Source organism: Noviherbaspirillum sp. FW303-A3, from assembly GCF_058788695.1.
Genome location: NZ_JBYTAZ010000001.1, coordinates 5193705 through 5208018, shown reverse-complemented (window position 1 = coordinate 5208018; position 14314 = coordinate 5193705). Strand labels below are relative to the sequence as shown.

General features: G+C 61.3%; 14 protein-coding genes and 1 riboswitch. Of the genes, 9 read left to right on the top strand and 5 right to left on the bottom strand.

Annotation, left to right across the window (positions count from 1 at the left end; all coding sequences use genetic code 11):
• Positions 1 to 76: 76 nt before the first annotated feature.
• The 5 genes from AC3WOY_RS24885 to bluB all read left to right on the top strand — a co-directional run bounded on the left by AC3WOY_RS24885 (position 77) and on the right by bluB (position 4567).
• Positions 77 to 397, top strand: a complete 321-nt coding sequence (locus tag AC3WOY_RS24885) for a hypothetical protein (RefSeq protein WP_492428716.1) — start codon at positions 77 to 79, stop codon at positions 395 to 397.
• On the top strand, positions 325 to 804 hold the full coding sequence (locus tag AC3WOY_RS24880) for an EAL domain-containing protein (protein ID WP_492428714.1): 480 nt from the start codon (positions 325 to 327) through the stop codon (positions 802 to 804). The genes AC3WOY_RS24885 and AC3WOY_RS24880 overlap by 73 nt, the downstream gene beginning before the upstream one ends.
• Before the next feature lie 425 nt (positions 805 to 1229).
• Entirely contained in the window at positions 1230 to 1712 is a 483-nt protein-coding gene (locus AC3WOY_RS24875; protein ID WP_492428712.1) for a chemotaxis protein CheW, read from the top strand.
• A gap of 50 nt (positions 1713 to 1762) precedes the next feature.
• Positions 1763 to 3466, top strand: a complete 1704-nt coding sequence (locus tag AC3WOY_RS24870; RefSeq protein WP_492429402.1) for a methyl-accepting chemotaxis protein — start codon at positions 1763 to 1765, stop codon at positions 3464 to 3466.
• 122 nt (positions 3467 to 3588) lie between these two features.
• Positions 3589 to 3764, top strand: a riboswitch (cobalamin riboswitch).
• A gap of 41 nt (positions 3765 to 3805) precedes the next feature.
• Positions 3806 to 4567 (top strand): 5,6-dimethylbenzimidazole synthase, encoded by a 762-nt coding sequence (bluB, locus tag AC3WOY_RS24865; RefSeq protein ID WP_492428710.1) that lies wholly within the window; start codon positions 3806 to 3808, stop codon positions 4565 to 4567.
• A gap of 69 nt (positions 4568 to 4636) precedes the next feature.
• Here the strand turns inward: bluB and AC3WOY_RS24860 are convergent, their stop codons facing one another.
• Positions 4637 to 6202 carry a class I adenylate-forming enzyme family protein gene (locus AC3WOY_RS24860; protein ID WP_492428708.1) on the bottom strand — a complete coding sequence of 522 codons (1566 nt, stop codon included), beginning with the start codon at positions 6200 to 6202 and terminating at the stop codon, positions 4637 to 4639.
• Between the two features lie 180 nt (positions 6203 to 6382).
• Between AC3WOY_RS24860 and AC3WOY_RS24855 the strand changes: the two genes are divergently transcribed.
• Positions 6383 to 8368, top strand: a complete 1986-nt coding sequence (locus AC3WOY_RS24855) for an AsmA family protein (RefSeq protein WP_492428706.1) — start codon at positions 6383 to 6385, stop codon at positions 8366 to 8368.
• 1 nt (position 8369) lies between these two features.
• Here the strand turns inward: AC3WOY_RS24855 and AC3WOY_RS24850 are convergent, their stop codons facing one another.
• On the bottom strand, positions 8370 to 8993 hold the full coding sequence (locus AC3WOY_RS24850) for an HAD hydrolase-like protein (RefSeq protein ID WP_492428704.1): 624 nt from the start codon (positions 8991 to 8993) through the stop codon (positions 8370 to 8372).
• A 150-nt stretch (positions 8994 to 9143) separates the two neighbouring features.
• On the opposite strand from AC3WOY_RS24850, the gene AC3WOY_RS24845 reads away from it, so the two are divergent.
• Positions 9144 to 10334 carry a YihY/virulence factor BrkB family protein gene (locus AC3WOY_RS24845; RefSeq protein WP_492428702.1) on the top strand — a complete coding sequence of 397 codons (1191 nt, stop codon included), beginning with the start codon at positions 9144 to 9146 and terminating at the stop codon, positions 10332 to 10334.
• Here the strand turns inward: AC3WOY_RS24845 and AC3WOY_RS24840 are convergent.
• Positions 10331 to 10933, bottom strand: a complete 603-nt coding sequence (locus AC3WOY_RS24840) for a class I SAM-dependent methyltransferase (RefSeq protein ID WP_492428700.1) — start codon at positions 10931 to 10933, stop codon at positions 10331 to 10333. The two genes, AC3WOY_RS24845 and AC3WOY_RS24840, sit on opposite strands and share 4 nt — an antisense overlap.
• A 204-nt stretch (positions 10934 to 11137) precedes the next feature.
• Here AC3WOY_RS24840 and AC3WOY_RS24835 point away from each other — a divergent pair, with 204 nt between their 5' ends.
• Positions 11138 to 11488 (top strand): c-type cytochrome, encoded by a 351-nt coding sequence (locus tag AC3WOY_RS24835; protein ID WP_492428698.1) that lies wholly within the window; start codon positions 11138 to 11140, stop codon positions 11486 to 11488.
• A gap of 64 nt (positions 11489 to 11552) precedes the next feature.
• Here AC3WOY_RS24835 and AC3WOY_RS24830 read toward each other — a convergent pair whose 3' ends face one another.
• Entirely contained in the window at positions 11553 to 12554 is a 1002-nt protein-coding gene (locus tag AC3WOY_RS24830) for a fasciclin domain-containing protein (RefSeq protein ID WP_492428696.1), read from the bottom strand.
• Positions 12555 to 12767: 213 nt separating this feature from the next.
• The gene (locus AC3WOY_RS24825; protein WP_492428694.1) at positions 12768 to 13052 is read right to left on the bottom strand and encodes a DUF378 domain-containing protein; all 285 of its coding nucleotides are present in this window, start codon (positions 13050 to 13052) and stop codon (positions 12768 to 12770) included.
• A gap of 204 nt (positions 13053 to 13256) precedes the next feature.
• On the opposite strand from AC3WOY_RS24825, the gene AC3WOY_RS24820 reads away from it, so the two are divergent.
• Complete coding sequence (locus AC3WOY_RS24820) at positions 13257 to 14159, top strand: MerR family transcriptional regulator (RefSeq protein ID WP_492428692.1); 903 nt, start codon at positions 13257 to 13259, stop codon at positions 14157 to 14159.
• Positions 14160 to 14314: the final 155 nt, after the last annotated feature.

Genomic DNA, 14314 nt, shown 5'->3' with positions numbered 1-14314 from the left:
CCAGCTCAATGAAGTCACCGAAGCCTACCGGACGCAGGCGGCGCTGCGCGAAAGCCAGGACAGGCTGCAGGAAGGCATGATCGCCGCGCGCATGCTGGTGTGGGACTGGGACATCGCGGCAGGAAGCCTGACATTTTCGGAAAACGCGCCGGAAATCCTCGGCACCGCCGCAACCCCTTCCACATCCGTGCTCGACGCCGCGAAGAAGGCGGGCCGCAGCAACTTCAAGATTTACTCGCCCGGCATCAACGATCGGGAAAACGATCTGCTCCGCCTCGAGATGCGATTGAAGCCGGGCTGCAGCCGATCACCATTTCCATCAACGTGTCACCGATCCAGTTCCGGCAGCCCTCTTTTGCATCGGTCACCATGCAGGCCGTCGAGGACTCCGGCATGAACCCCTCCTTCCTGCAAATCGAAGTCACGGAAAGCACCCTGATGGACAACATCCCGGAAACCGTGGCCAAACTCCGCCAGCTCCAGACCATCGGCATCCGAATCTCCCTCGACGATTTCGGAACGGGCTATTCCAGTCTCAGCTACCTCGGCAGCCTCCCCCTGGACAAACTGAAGATCGACCGTTCCTTCATCCACGCCATGGCCAGCGACAAACGCAGCCGGTCGATCACCGAAGCCATCATCGCACTCGGCAGGACGCTGAACCTCAAGGTGGTGGGCGAAGGCATCGAGTCGGAAGAGTCGATGAACTTCCTGCGCGATTTCGGATGCGACCAGGCACAGGGCTTCCTGTTCAGCCAGCCCCTCCCCGCGCAGGAATTTGCTTCCTGGTGCAGGCTTCACTGATATTGCGGCGTTAATCGTCACAGGATTTCACCGAGCCGAAAAACTTGATCCAGATCAAATAATTGCAAACTGGCACGGATTCCACCATAAACATGAGAGGCAATCCTCCACTTCGTACGATTTAATTTTCCCGTGGAAATTGAATCGGGAGCCGGAGACATGCAAGACGTCAGAATCTGCGTCAGGGTACTTCGCAATACAAGACCGGCATCCCGTATCGGGAGTCCTCATCCACATCCGTACAACGCTGCAAAAGGAAATCCAGCGGCGCCCCTCCCTCTCGGGAATCACCTTTTTCCACCGGCAATTACCTGCTGAACGCGCTCGTTGTCAATGCACGGCAACCGTGCGTGTTTTTGCGTTCCCTCTAATTTCGCCAGACCGTAAAACGTCCCATTGCTGTTTCAAATTAACAAGGAGGAGACATGAGCAGCGACACTCAAAGCAGCAACGAAAACGAAGTCCTGTCGTTCAGGCTGGGCAAGGAAGAGTACGCAATCGGCATCCTCAAGGTACAGGAAATTCGCGGCTATGAGGCCGTCACCACCATCGCCAATGCACCGGATTTCATCAAGGGGGTGATCAACCTGCGCGGCATCATCGTCCCGATCATCGACATGCGCATCCGCTTCAATGTGGGCACGATCACGTACGATCAGTTCACGGTCGTCATCATTCTCAATATCGACACACGTGTCATCGGCATTGTCGTCGACAGCGTATCGGATGTCGTCGCACTCTCGCCTGACGATGTCAAGCCGGCGCCGGAAATGGGCACCGCGCTCGACAGCAACTACCTCAAGGGGCTGGCCACGATCGGGGAACGGATGCTCATCCTCCTCGACATCGACAAAGTGGTCAATGACGAAGTGCTCGGCCTTGGCACGGCCCTTCGTCACGCAGCCTGATAACCGCGTTCCAATCACCTCGACAGGGAGATATCGTGAATCTTTCCAAGATGAAGGTCAGCCACCGCCTCGGCCTCGGTTTCGGCATCGTGCTCGTCATGCTCGCATTTATCGCCGCGCTCGGCATACTCCGGATGCGGCAGATAGATGATCGCGTCGACGAAATCGTCAACGACAACGTGTACAAGATGGGACTCCTGCAGGATATGTCGGAGGCCGTCCACGTGGTTTCGCGCATCACCCGGACCGTCGTCCTGCTTCAGGATGCGGCCACTATCGAAACGGAAATCGCCAAGATCGTCGAAATGCGCAAGAAATACGACGACGCCGCGGCGGCACTGGACAAGACGCCCGCAAGCGAAACCGGCAAGGGATTCCGGACGCGTATCAGTACAGCCATGCAGACCGCACGCCCGCTCAATCAAAAAGTCATTGAACTGGCGAAAGAGAACAAGGATGCCGAAGCAACGCAATTCCTGATGGAGACCGCTGCGCCGGCTACCCGGAAATGGCAGGAGGCGCTGGACGAAAATATCAACTTCCAGAAGCAAAACAACACGAAGGACGCCCAGGCCGCCGACGAAGCCTATGAGAGCGCGCGATTCTGGATGCTCCTGCTGTCCGCCCTCGCGCTCGTGGCCGGCATTTCTGCTGCGGTGACCATTACACGCGGGCTTGTCAGGCAATTGGGCGGCGAGCCGGCCTACGCCACCGAGATCGCCAACCGCATCGCAAGCGGCGACCTGACAGTCAATGTTTCTCTGCGCAAGGATGACAATACGAGCATGCTGTCCGCAATGAAAGCAATGCGCGACAGCCTCTCCAATATCGTCCAGGAAGTACGCAAGGGAACGGAATCCATCGCCTCGGCCTCCAGCCAGATCGCGACCGGCAACCTCGACCTCTCCTCACGCACTGAAGAACAGGCAAGCTCGCTGGAAGAAACTGCCTCGTCGATGGAAGAGCTGACCTCCACGGTGAAGCAGAACGCCGACAATGCCCAGCAGGCGAACCAGCTCGCGATGTCCGCCTCCGAGGTGGCAAGCAAGGGCGGAGCGGTCGTTTCGCAAGTCGTCGATACGATGGGTTCGATCAATGAGTCGGCAAAGAAGATCGTCGACATCATCGGCGTCATCGACGGCATCGCCTTCCAGACCAATATCCTTGCGCTGAATGCCGCAGTGGAAGCGGCCCGCGCCGGCGAACAGGGCCGCGGCTTCGCGGTAGTCGCCGCCGAAGTGCGCAACCTGGCGCAGCGTTCCGCCTCGGCCGCCAAGGAAATCAAGGCGCTGATCGACGACTCCGTCGAGAAGGTGGATACCGGATCGCGGCTGGTGGACCAGGCCGGCACGACGATGACCGAGATTGTCGACAGCGTCAAACGCGTGACGGACATCATGGGCGAGATCATGGCGGCCAGCACCGAGCAGACGGCCGGCATCGAGCAGATCAACCAGGCCATCTCGCAGATGGATGAAGTCACACAGCAGAATGCATCGCTGGTGGAAGAAGCGGCTGCAGCGTCCGAATCCCTGCGCGAACAATCCGCATCGCTTGCGGGTGTCGTCAGCGTGTTCAAGGTCGCGGGCGGCGTCCCGTCCGATCAACCGGCAGTCCGGGAGATGCGCGCTCCCGCAAAGCACCTGGGCCGCAAGACCACCTCCAGCACGGCCGTCGCCGCGCAACGCCGTACGGAACCCCGCCAGCTGGTCGCACTGAAGACCGGGACAAATGATGAATGGGATGAGTTCTGACGCCGTCAAGCGGCATTGAAAGCAGCCAGCCGGACAAGCCGGCTGGATTCCTTGGTCAAATCCACTCCGTATTGCCCTCGTGTCATATGTGTAATAGCATTCGGCCCGCCGCGGACATATGCTGCGGCAGATTTTCTTCAGGTGCCCGCAAGGGAGAATCGGGAAGGCGGTGCGATTCCGCCACGTGCCCAACGCTGTGAGGAGGACGGGCAGAGCTGAATGCCACTGGCGCGAGTCGGGAAGGCGCTCTGCACGGATGAATCCGAGTCAGAAGACCGGCCTGAAGATCGACAGCGGCTGCAAGGCCCGGCAGCCGATACTTTTCCTGAAGGGGAATCCATGGAAAACCAGACCATCCAGACCGAACACCAATTTTCCGATGCGGCCCGTGCCGCAGTTTATCAGGCCATTTTCAGCCGCCGGGACGTGCGTGGGCAATTTTTGCCCGATCCCGTTCCCGACGAGGTTTTAAGCCGGGTATTGATGGCAGCGCACCATGCTCCTTCGGTGGGCTTCATGCAGCCCTGGAATTTTCTGCTGGTCCGCTCGCAGGAGGTGAAGCAAAGGGTCCACGACGTATTCAAGAAGGCCAATGACGAAGCTTCGCAGATGTTCGACGGTAACAAGCGCGACATCTACAGCAGCCTCAAGCTCGAAGGCATCCTCGAGTCGCCGGTCAACCTTTGCATCACCTGCGATCGCGAGCGCACTGGCCCCGTTGTGGTGGGGCGCACCCATATCCGGACCATGGATCTCTATAGCAGTGTCTGTGCCGTGCAAAATCTATGGCTGGCCGCCCGCGCAGAAGGCCTGGGGGTGGGCTGGGTGAGCATCTTCAACCAGGACGACTTGCAGGATGCACTCGGCATCCCCCGTAGCATTACCCCGGTCGCCTACCTCTGTCTCGGCTATGTCAGTCATTTCTACCAAAAACCGGAACTGGAAAGCGCAGGTTGGTTGCCCAGGCTGCCCATAGACCAGCTGGTGTATTTCGATCAGTGGGCCCAGAAGCCAAAAGCCGACGAAACGCTAATCGATCACTTGCGCCAACAGCAGGCGACCATTGAAGTACGCGGCAATAATGGGCCGGGGCTGAAATAGCCTTTCCGGCATGGCAGGTTGGGCTGCAAAGCCCGACCTTCTGAACATGCGACCTAACTCGCGACGGCTTCATGCCAGGTTATTTGCTTGCGCGGCGCCCTGAATGCTTTCCGAGAGCCGCGTGCGCAACTCCGTCTTCAGCACTTTTCCGTAGTTGTTCTTCGGCAGCTGCCCCACAAGCAGGTAACGTTTCGGCCGCTTGAAGCGCGCGATCTGTTCCAGGCAGTGCCGGTCCAGTAACTCCTCTGTGACTTCCGCGCCGGCGGACGGAACAACAAAGGCCACCACCACCTCGCCCCATTCCGGATCGGGCGCACCGACAACGGCCGCCTCGGCCACGCCCGGGCAAGTCAGCAGCACCTCCTCCACTTCGCGCGGATAGATATTGGAGCCCCCGCTGATGATGAGGTCCTTGCTGCGGTCTTTCAGCGTGAGGAAACCGTCCGCATCCAGGCACCCGACATCCCCGGTAAACAGCCAGCCATCGCGAATGGCGGCGGCTGTCGCGGCGTCATTGCGCCAGTAGCCGGCCATGACGCTGTCGCCCTTGACCAGCACTTCGCCGACGTCTCCTGCGGGCAGGTCGCGCCCGTTCTCGTCAGTGACGCGGACCTGCACGGGCGCCTGCGCAATGCCGACCGAGGCAATTCGTTCGAGATAGCGAGGATGGCCGGAATCCGCGAGGTGACGGCGCGACAGTGCGGTGGCGACCATCGGCGTTTCGCCCTGCCCGTAGATCTGCACGAAGCGCGGCCCCATCACGCGCAGCGCCCGCTGGATGTCGGCCACGTACATCGGCGCGCCGCCGTACACGATGGTCTTGAACGAACGGGCTGCGCCCTCCGGCGACAGGCCGGTTTGCTCCGCATGGTCCACCAGGCGCTTGACGATGGTCGGCGCGGCGAAGGTGGAAAGCGGTCCGGCCGCCCTGCCCAGATCAAACAGCTCTGCGGGGTCCACGCCGCCCGACGCCGGCACCACATGCCGCGCGCCGGCCATGAGATGCGGAATTGCATACAGGCCCGCGCCATGCGACATCGGGGCGGCATAGACGATCGCGTCCTCCGGCGATACCGCATCGACATCCACGAAATACGTGAGCCCCATGGTCATCAGGTTGCGGTGGGTGATCATCACGCCTTTGGGCCGGCCGGTGGTGCCGCTGGTGTAGAACAGCCAGGCGGTGTCGTCCTGTGCGCGTTCGGCAACCGGGATGGCCATCGGGTCCGATGCCGCGGCAAGCAGCATATCCGCCTCAGGCGATTCGATGTCCACCTGGCGCTCCAGTCCGGCCAGCGCATCCGGTGCGACATCTTTGGTTACGAAACCCCAGCGCGCTCCTGCATTGGCGATGATCCATTCCACTTCCCTGGCATGGAGCTTGGCGTTGACCGGCACGACCACGAGGCCGGCCCACCAGGCGCCCCAGATCACTTCGAGATAGCGCGGATGGTTGCGCATGAATAACAGCACGCGGTCGCCCGGCACGAGTCCGGCATCGCGGAACCGCTGCGCGAGGCCGGCACTGCGCGACGCCCATTCGCCGTAGGTCGCATGCACCGCCTCTCCATGCAATATCGCGGGCCGACCTGCCGATTGGCGGGCGTGGCGGGTGAGAAGATGGGCAAGGCTCATGGTCTGTCTCCAATATTTTTTATCAGCCAGAAGGTAACCGCAGCCGGCCGCTCTGACCATATCGTAGTAATACTGCCTGCGGATACCCGCGTCCAGCCTTGATTGCACGCAACTATCGACTCGCATCATTGTCCTGCATTAATTGATCGAACTGTAATATCCAGCCGCAATCAAACGGTCATGAGACGTGGACTGAAAATTGCTGGAATCACGCTTGCGTCGATCGTCGCCCTGCTGGCATTGCTGCTGGCGATCGCATCGTCCCTCGACTGGAACCGTTTCAAGCCCTGGATCAACGACAAGGTCAGCGAGGCCACCGGTCGCGCGTTCGCCATCAACGGCGACCTGTCGTTCAGCTGGGAGCGACCGCCGGAGCAGCAGGTCGGCTGGCGGCGCTTCGTCCCCTGGCCCCACATCCGCGCCCAGGACATCACTCTCGGCAATCCGGACTGGGCACGAACCGGCCCGATGATGGCACGCGTGCGGCAGGTCGACACCACGGTCAATCCGCTCGCCTTGTCCACGAAGACCATCAGCATCCGCACCCTGGTCATCGATGGCGGCACGGTGACTTTGGAGAAGAGCAAGGACGACAAGAACAACTGGACCTTCAAGAAGGAGGAAGAGGACGAGCCGTCGGCGTGGACCTTCTCGCTGCACAGTCTTGCCATCAAGAACGGCAATGTGCGCTACGTCGATCCGGCGAAGAAAGCCGATGCCACCGCGCAGATCGACACGTCGGATGACGGCACGGTCAACTTCAGGCTGGGAGGCACTTTCAACGGCGAGCGCGTGGGCGGCGGCGGCAAGGCGGGCGGCCTGCTGACGCTGATGGAAAAGAACGTGCAGTATCCGGTGGAGGCTACGCTGAAGGTGGGCGAAACGACGATCACCGCCGACGGGCGGCTCACCGACCCGGCACATCCGAGCGCGCTCGACCTCAAGCTCAAGATCCTTGGCGCCAGCATGGCCGACCTGTTTCCGATCAGCGGCCTGGTGCTGCCGGAAACACCGAAATTCTCCACCGAGGGCCGCGTAGTCGCCAGCTTCAAGCCGGACGACATCCGCGTGCGCTACGAAAAATTCCAGGGCAAGGTCGGCGACAGCGACATCGGCGGCACGCTCGAATACCTGCACCGCAAGCCGCGCCCCTTCCTGGGCGGCGAAGTAGTGTCCAACCAGTTGCGTCTGACCGACCTGCGCGCCCTTGTCGGCACCGATGAGGAAGCCAACAAGGAGGACGAAGAAGCGAAAATCCCTCCCGGCAAAGTCCTCCCCGTGTCCCCGTTCAAGACCGACCGCTGGGGCAAGATGGACGTCAAGGTCAAGTTCAGCGGCAAGAAAATCATCCGCGATGCAGCGCTGCCCATCGACAACCTGCAGACGAATGTAACGATGGACAACGGACTGCTGTCGCTGGGGCCGCTCAACTTCGGGATTGCGGGCGGAAGGCTGACCACCGAGCTGAACATCAATGGCCGCGGCAATCCCGCCAAGGCGAGGATGAAGATGTCGGCACGCGGACTGCGCCTGAAGGAACTCTTCCCCAAGGCCGAATCGATGCAGGCGAGTATCGGTGAAGTCAATGGCGACGCCGAACTGAGCGCCACGGGCAACTCCTTCGCCGCCCTGCTCGCCTCTTCCAACGGCGAAGTGAAGTCGCTCATCAGCCAGGGCAGCATCAGCAAGTTCATCCTCGAGGCCGCCGGCCTGAACATCGCCAGCGCGCTTGCCGCCAAGCTGTTCGGCGACCGCCAGGTGCAGCTCAACTGCATGGCGGCTGACTTCGCGGTGAAGGATGGCGTGATGCAAACGCGGCTGTTCGTCATCGACACCAATGATGCGACGATCACCGCCGACGGCAATATCAGTTTTGCGGAAGAAAAACTGAACCTGACCATTCAACCGGAAAGCAAGGGCGTGCGCATCATTTCCCTGCGCTCGCCGCTGTACGTGAGCGGCACGTTCAAGGAACCCGATTTCGGCGTGGACAAGGGTGTGGTGGCAGCCAAGGCGGCAGCGGCGACGGTGCTCGGGGTGGCCGCCGCTCCTGCAGCGGCCTTGCTGGCGCTGATCAACCCCGGGCCGGCCGAGGACAGTCCCTGCGTGTCCTTGCTGAAGGAAGCTGGGAAGAAACCGCAGGCGCCGCCGCCGGGAAAGAAATGACTCAGGCGATCCGCTTGATATCCGACACCTGGCCGAACTCTTCCTCGGGAGCATGCTGCCGGAACGACTCGATCGCGCCGTAGCCCCATGAGACCGCCCCGAACGCGATCCCTTCCTTGCGTGCTGCTTCCAGGTCGGTAAGCTGGTCGCCGATGTAAATTTCCCTGCTGGCGAGGATGGCGGTCTTTTTCAGCAGGTTCCTGATCCTCGCCGCCTTGCCGAAGATCGACATCCCGCAATCGAAATGCCTGATCAGGGCCGAATTCTGCGGCCCCAGCACGCGGACGATATTGTCTTCCGCATTGGACGACATGATGGCGAGGTAGATGCCGGCATTGGAGAGATGCTGCAGCGTGTCGCCGACGCTCTCGAACAGGGGGATGCTGTCGGCATTCTCCCGCATCAGGGCGATGAAACCCGATGCGACGACGGGCAGTTTCCAGCGCGGCAAGCCGACGTGCCGCATCATTTCCGCCGCCGTGTAGTGCCGGTAGGCGTGGACTTTTTCAGGATCGATTTTCCTGAAGCGGTAGCGTTCCGCAAGATGGTTGAACTGGCCCGCGAAAAACGGAAACGAGTCCGCCAGCGTTCCATCGAAATCGAAAATGGCGAGCTGGTATTTCATCGTCCTCGACGCGCCTCCTCGGCAAAAAAATGCAAATTTAACATCAATTCCGTTTGACAGTCGGAACATCGCGGCAACGCGCCCGCTCTCCGCATGGAACAAATATCAACATTTCCCGCTCCTAAGTCGAAAACACATCAGGAGAAGTCCATGAAAACGCAGCATCAGGTCGACCCGGGCGAAATCGTCTCGGGCGTGCTCCAGGTTGCGGTGGCGGTGCTTTCGGTCCTTGTTCTCCGCAAACGCTCGAAGCGCCCCATGACCGCGCGACAGGCATCCGTCTCATACGTCACGACGCCCGCGGTCGGCTACGACAGCGCCTTCGACAAGGAACAGGCGCAGCGTCAGTTGCAGGAAGCGGCACGCAAGGAAGCCGTCCGGAAGAAATCGGACGAGGTCGCCTCCCTGCGCAAGGAATCGAAACCCAAAGCCCTGTTTCATATCGCCATCTCGGCCGCCAAGGAATGGTCGGCCCATCGAGCCGCCAGCAAAGGCGCGGCACTATCGCTGTACACCCTGTTCTCCCTGGCGCCCATGCTGGTGCTGGTCGTGACTATCGCCGGCTTCTTCTTCGGCCAGGACACGGTACGCGATGCCCTGCTCCAGCAGATGTCGGGGCTCATGGGTGAGCAAGGCGGCGACGCGGTACGCACCATCCTTGCCGGGGCACAGAATGAGGACGCGGGCCTCATGGCGGGCCTGATCTCGGCGGCACTGGTGCTGATCAGTGCGACGAGCGCATTTTCCGAACTGAAGGACAGTCTCGATGAACTGTGGGAAGTCCCGCCGTCGAAGGAGTCCGGCATCTGGTCTTTCATTCGCCAGCGCGTGCTTTCCTTCGGACTGATCCTGGTGATCGCGCTGATGCTGCTCATTTCGCTGGCGGTCAGCACGGCGCTTGCGGCAATGGACAGCATCTGGCCGGGGGGTGAAGGATCGCCGCTCAAGATCATCAGCGTGACGATCTCGCACCTCGTGTCCTTCGCCATCGTGACCGGCCTGTTCGCCGTCATCTTCAAGTACCTGCCCGCGACGAAAATCGCGTGGAAGGACGTGATTGTAGGCGCGCTGATTACCGCCGTGCTGTTCATCATCGGCAAGACGCTGATCGGCATTTACGTTGCCAGCGCCGACATCAGTTCCGCCTACGGGGCAGCCGGCTCGGTGGTCATCCTGATTACCTGGGTCTATTACTCGGCGCAGATCTTTTTCTACGGGTCGCTGTTCACGCACGAGTACGCGATGAAACTGGGCAGCCGCGCCGACGCGACCGACAGCGAGAGCATTCCCAACAGCAGCACGCCGCCCGGCATAGAGCGCGCTCAGCCAGTACAAAATTAGACTGCTCGCTTTTGCGTGTCCGTGATGGTCCAGAGATGGATCTTCCGGTCGCGCACCGTCTCGCTCCTGTCCGGCACCCACTCCGGCCCCATGTCCCAGAGATGGGAAACGACGCGTGTGCCGACCTTCAACTGCCGCCAGAGGATGGGGCGCAGCTTGCGGTTCACATGCGGCCAGAGGAAGAGCGTGACGACGGTGGCGTCCGAAAAATCTGCCGTGTACATGTCGCCCACACGGAACGTCACGCGGCTGTCGACGCCGGCGCCCTTCGCGTTATCCCTTGCTTCTTCCACGCGCCGCGGGTCGAGGTCGATGCCGACGCCACGCGCGCCGTACTTCTGGGCGGCGGCGATGACGATGCGGCCGTCGCCGCAACCCAAGTCGTACAGCAGGTCGTCACGCGTCACGGCGGCAAGGGCAAGCATGCGGTCGACCACATCCGGCGGCGACGGATCGTAGGGCACGTCCAGGCCGGGTGGAGGCACGATCTGAGCCCGGCAAGGAACATGCACCAGGCCGGCGGCAAGCGCGGCGATCCCGGCCGACAAAACGCGGCGCCGCACCGGTGACACAGGACCTGCGATCCGATTCCCGGCCATACGCCCTCCATTGACAGACTGTTCACGTCATTGCTGTAGGCGGGAAATGTCGTGAAAAGTTCGCTTTTCGCCATGCCATCCCGCCAAGAATCAGCACGCCGTCTTAATCCATGTCAAAATATTTCCTGCAAACAAGCTGCCTGCAACACTCCCCGCTTGCTCGACGCCCCCACCTATCTACCTTGCTTATCAGGAGAGCATGACATGCAATTCATCACCAAGCCCGCGAACCTGCTGACCTTGATCGCAGCCGCTGCGGCTTTCTTCACCACGCAGCCGTCGCTGGCGGTTGACGCCGCCGCTGCCGAAAAGCTCGCACGCCAGGAAGGCTGCCTGCGCTGCCACGGCATCGACCGCGCCAAGGACGGTCCGGCCTACAAGCAGATCGCAGAGAAGAACCGTGGCAAGGCCGATGCCGAGGCACGCCTGATCAAGCACCTGAGCAGCGGCCAGAAAGTGAAGTTCGAAGACGGCCACGAAGAAGAACACAAGATCCCGAAGACCAAGGACGCCGATCAGATCAAGAACCTGATCCAGTGGATCCTGTCGCTCTGATCCTCTACCTTTCACGATGACGGGGCGGGGCCGCAAGGCTGCCGCCCCGTTTTCATTCCTGCGATCACAAGGCCGGAATGAGTACCTTGTCGATCACATGGATCACCCCATTGCTCGCCCTGACGTTGGTCGCCACGATCCTGGCCGCCGCTGCCGTCGTGTCGCTGATCGTCGGCGGCGTACCGGCATTGATCACGATGGCCTGTGTCGTCAGCGTACTGACCGGCGTCCCGAACGGAATCTGCGACGCGAGAACTTGCGTCCCGAGGACGTGATACCGGAGCACTGTTCCCAGCTGGATCGCGCTCAGTCCCGATGGCGCTTGCGCGAACGCCGCATTGGTCGGGGCGAACACGGTGAACGGCCCGGCGCCTGACAAGGCTTGCTGCAGGTTGGCGCTGCCCACGGCGGCGACCAGCGAGGACAGGTCCGGATTGAGCTGCGCCATCTGGACGATGTTCAAGACGCCGGGCGGAACCAGTACCTTGTCGATCGCATGGACCACACCATTGCTGGCCGCCACATCGGCTGCCGTTACCCGTGCAGATGTCAGCGCGGCGTCGGTGAGTGTGACGCCCGCCTGGCTCGCGCCGACCGCCACCGCTGACGGCTGCCCGTCGAAACTGTACAAGGTCGATTGGGAGGACTGGGATGCTGCGCTCAGTTCGGCGGCCCGCTTTGCTCCGGGGAGAACGTGGTAAGTCAGGATACTGCGCAGTGTCGCCGCCGGCAGCGCGTCGACCATCGCGGCCGCGCTCGAAAACCCCAGCGCCGACGCCAGCCTGGAGAATGCCTCGTCAGTTGGCGCAAATACGGTCAGCTGCGTGTTCCCATCCGCCAGCGCAGCCCCGAGGTCGGCCTTGGTTGCGGCGGCAAGCAGTGCATTGAAACCGCTCGCGCCGGCGACCTTGTCGATGGTCAGCGAAGCGCCGGATGCCGGTGCCGGCGCTCCGGATGCGGCAGGCACGGACGACTGGGATGCGACAGGCTCCGGATCGTCGCTGCTGCCGCAAGCTGCGATCAGTGCCGCAGACAGCAGCACCAGAGAGTGCGTAGTGAGTTTCATGAAGGTCTCCTGAAGAATGGTGCCGGGAAGGCGAAGGTGCGCCCTGCCAGAAAAGCATAGGACGACGCCTCCTCTGTCCTTTGTGATTCATCAAAGGGGCACTCATTTTGTCCTAGACAAATCGTATATTCTTGGTAGAAACAATTTGCATCTGGAGGCAAAAAAAAGCCCGGCACACCAGTGCCGGGCCAGATGCCGCTTGTCATACAGCAATCAAGAATGCGACATTTTCTTCGCCGCAAACAGCGTGTAGAGGGCGGACAACCCGACCAGTACATACACTACGCGCGACAACGCACTCATCTCTCCAAACAGCGCCGCCACGAGATCGAAGCCGAACAAACCGACCAGCCCCCAATTCAAGCCGCCCACGACGAGAAGCAGGGTTGAAATCCAGTCCATCGCGTTCCACCGTCTCGCGCTCTGCCCTCCTGCCACCGCCCTTCTTTCAGGAATGTGGCGCCGCTCATGCATGTGTCCATCAACTGTTGTAGCCATTACTGCCTCCTGTTTACACGAAACCCCGGGCACGAGAATCGTGCCCGCATGGAATACCTCGCAGGCCGGATGATTCCGGCTGAAGGACATTGATATGGACAGCCTGGCATTTGCTTGGTTCGAAAAAATTCCGCTATTGTCTTGGACAAAAACCGCCTAGAATGCACATTAACAAGTTGACAGCACACTAGGCCACAACTGAAAATGCCGCCCCCGCCCTCCCACCTCAGCATTGCGTCTGTCGAACGCGAAACAGGCTTGTCGAAGGACACGCTGCGCGTCTGGGAACGACGCTACCGCTTCCCGCTGCCACAGCGGGACGAGAGTGGCGAGCGCACCTACCCGCCGGACCAGGTGGAAAAGCTGCAGCTGATCAAGAAGCTGATGGATCGTGGATACCGGCCGGGCAAGCTCGTCGGAGAAGCCCCCGACAAACTGCATGCACTTGCCGCGGATGCCGCGCTTCCGGAGCCCCCCGGCGCACTCGTGCGTTACATCGGCATGTGCAGGGAGCACCGTCTCGACGAACTCCGGCAGGCGCTCGCCCAATCCCTGCTGCGCATGGGCATGTACGCGTTCGTGACGGAGGTGGTCGCGCCGCTGACCACCCTCGTCGGTGCCGAGTGGGCCAGCGGCCGCCTCGCGGTCTTCGAAGAACACCTGTACACCGAAGCGATGCAGTCCGTCCTGCGCCAGGCCATCGCCGCCATCCCCGCGGCCAATCCGAGGCGCAGCCCGCTTGTCCTGCTCACGACCACGCCGCGCGAACCGCATTCCCTCGGGCTGCTCATGGCCGAGGCGATCCTTACGCTCGAGGGCGCACATTGCGTATCGCTCGGTGTGCAGACTCCGGTCGGAGAGATTGCGCAAGCAGCCGCTTCGCAATGCGCGGATATTGTCGCCTTGTCATTTTCTTCGTCAGCCCCGGCAGCCCACGCCCTGCAAGCTTTGGCCGACCTCCGCATGGCATTGCCGCCTCACACGGAGATCTGGACCGGCGGCCATTGCCCGGCCCTCAACCGCCGCCGCCCTCAGGGTGTCGCACACTTCCACTTGCACGACATCTCTCCCGCGCTAGCGCAATGGCGCGCCAACAGGCCGGCTTGATTGCCGCAGTGCCGCATCGATTGCCGCATCCATTCCGGACGGTTTTGACCTGAATCAATCAATTCAAATTTCCCGCTCCATACACTGCCTCGAACACCGGCGTCACTGTATTTTCTCGGCAACGGCGAAGGGATAGACGCATCCCGCCGCCATCC

Excerpts from the sequence above, each read along its gene's own strand:
- AC3WOY_RS24885 (WP_492428716.1), top strand. The coding sequence starts at position 77 with ATGATCGCCGCGCGCATGCTGGTGTGGGACTGGGACATCGCGGCAGGA.
- AC3WOY_RS24875 (WP_492428712.1), top strand. The coding sequence starts at position 1,230 with ATGAGCAGCGACACTCAAAGCAGCAACGAAAACGAAGTCCTGTCGTTC.
- AC3WOY_RS24870 (WP_492429402.1), top strand. The coding sequence starts at position 1,763 with ATGAAGGTCAGCCACCGCCTCGGCCTCGGTTTCGGCATCGTGCTCGTC.
- bluB (WP_492428710.1), top strand. The coding sequence starts at position 3,806 with ATGGAAAACCAGACCATCCAGACCGAACACCAATTTTCCGATGCGGCC.
- AC3WOY_RS24860 (WP_492428708.1), bottom strand. The coding sequence starts at position 6,202 with ATGAGCCTTGCCCATCTTCTCACCCGCCACGCCCGCCAATCGGCAGGT.
- AC3WOY_RS24855 (WP_492428706.1), top strand. The coding sequence starts at position 6,383 with ATGAGACGTGGACTGAAAATTGCTGGAATCACGCTTGCGTCGATCGTC.
- AC3WOY_RS24850 (WP_492428704.1), bottom strand. The coding sequence starts at position 8,993 with ATGAAATACCAGCTCGCCATTTTCGATTTCGATGGAACGCTGGCGGAC.
- AC3WOY_RS24845 (WP_492428702.1), top strand. The coding sequence starts at position 9,144 with ATGAAAACGCAGCATCAGGTCGACCCGGGCGAAATCGTCTCGGGCGTG.
- AC3WOY_RS24840 (WP_492428700.1), bottom strand. The coding sequence starts at position 10,933 with ATGGCCGGGAATCGGATCGCAGGTCCTGTGTCACCGGTGCGGCGCCGC.
- AC3WOY_RS24835 (WP_492428698.1), top strand. The coding sequence starts at position 11,138 with ATGCAATTCATCACCAAGCCCGCGAACCTGCTGACCTTGATCGCAGCC.
- AC3WOY_RS24830 (WP_492428696.1), bottom strand. The coding sequence starts at position 12,554 with ATGAAACTCACTACGCACTCTCTGGTGCTGCTGTCTGCGGCACTGATC.
- AC3WOY_RS24825 (WP_492428694.1), bottom strand. The coding sequence starts at position 13,052 with ATGGCTACAACAGTTGATGGACACATGCATGAGCGGCGCCACATTCCT.
- AC3WOY_RS24820 (WP_492428692.1), top strand. The coding sequence starts at position 13,257 with ATGCCGCCCCCGCCCTCCCACCTCAGCATTGCGTCTGTCGAACGCGAA.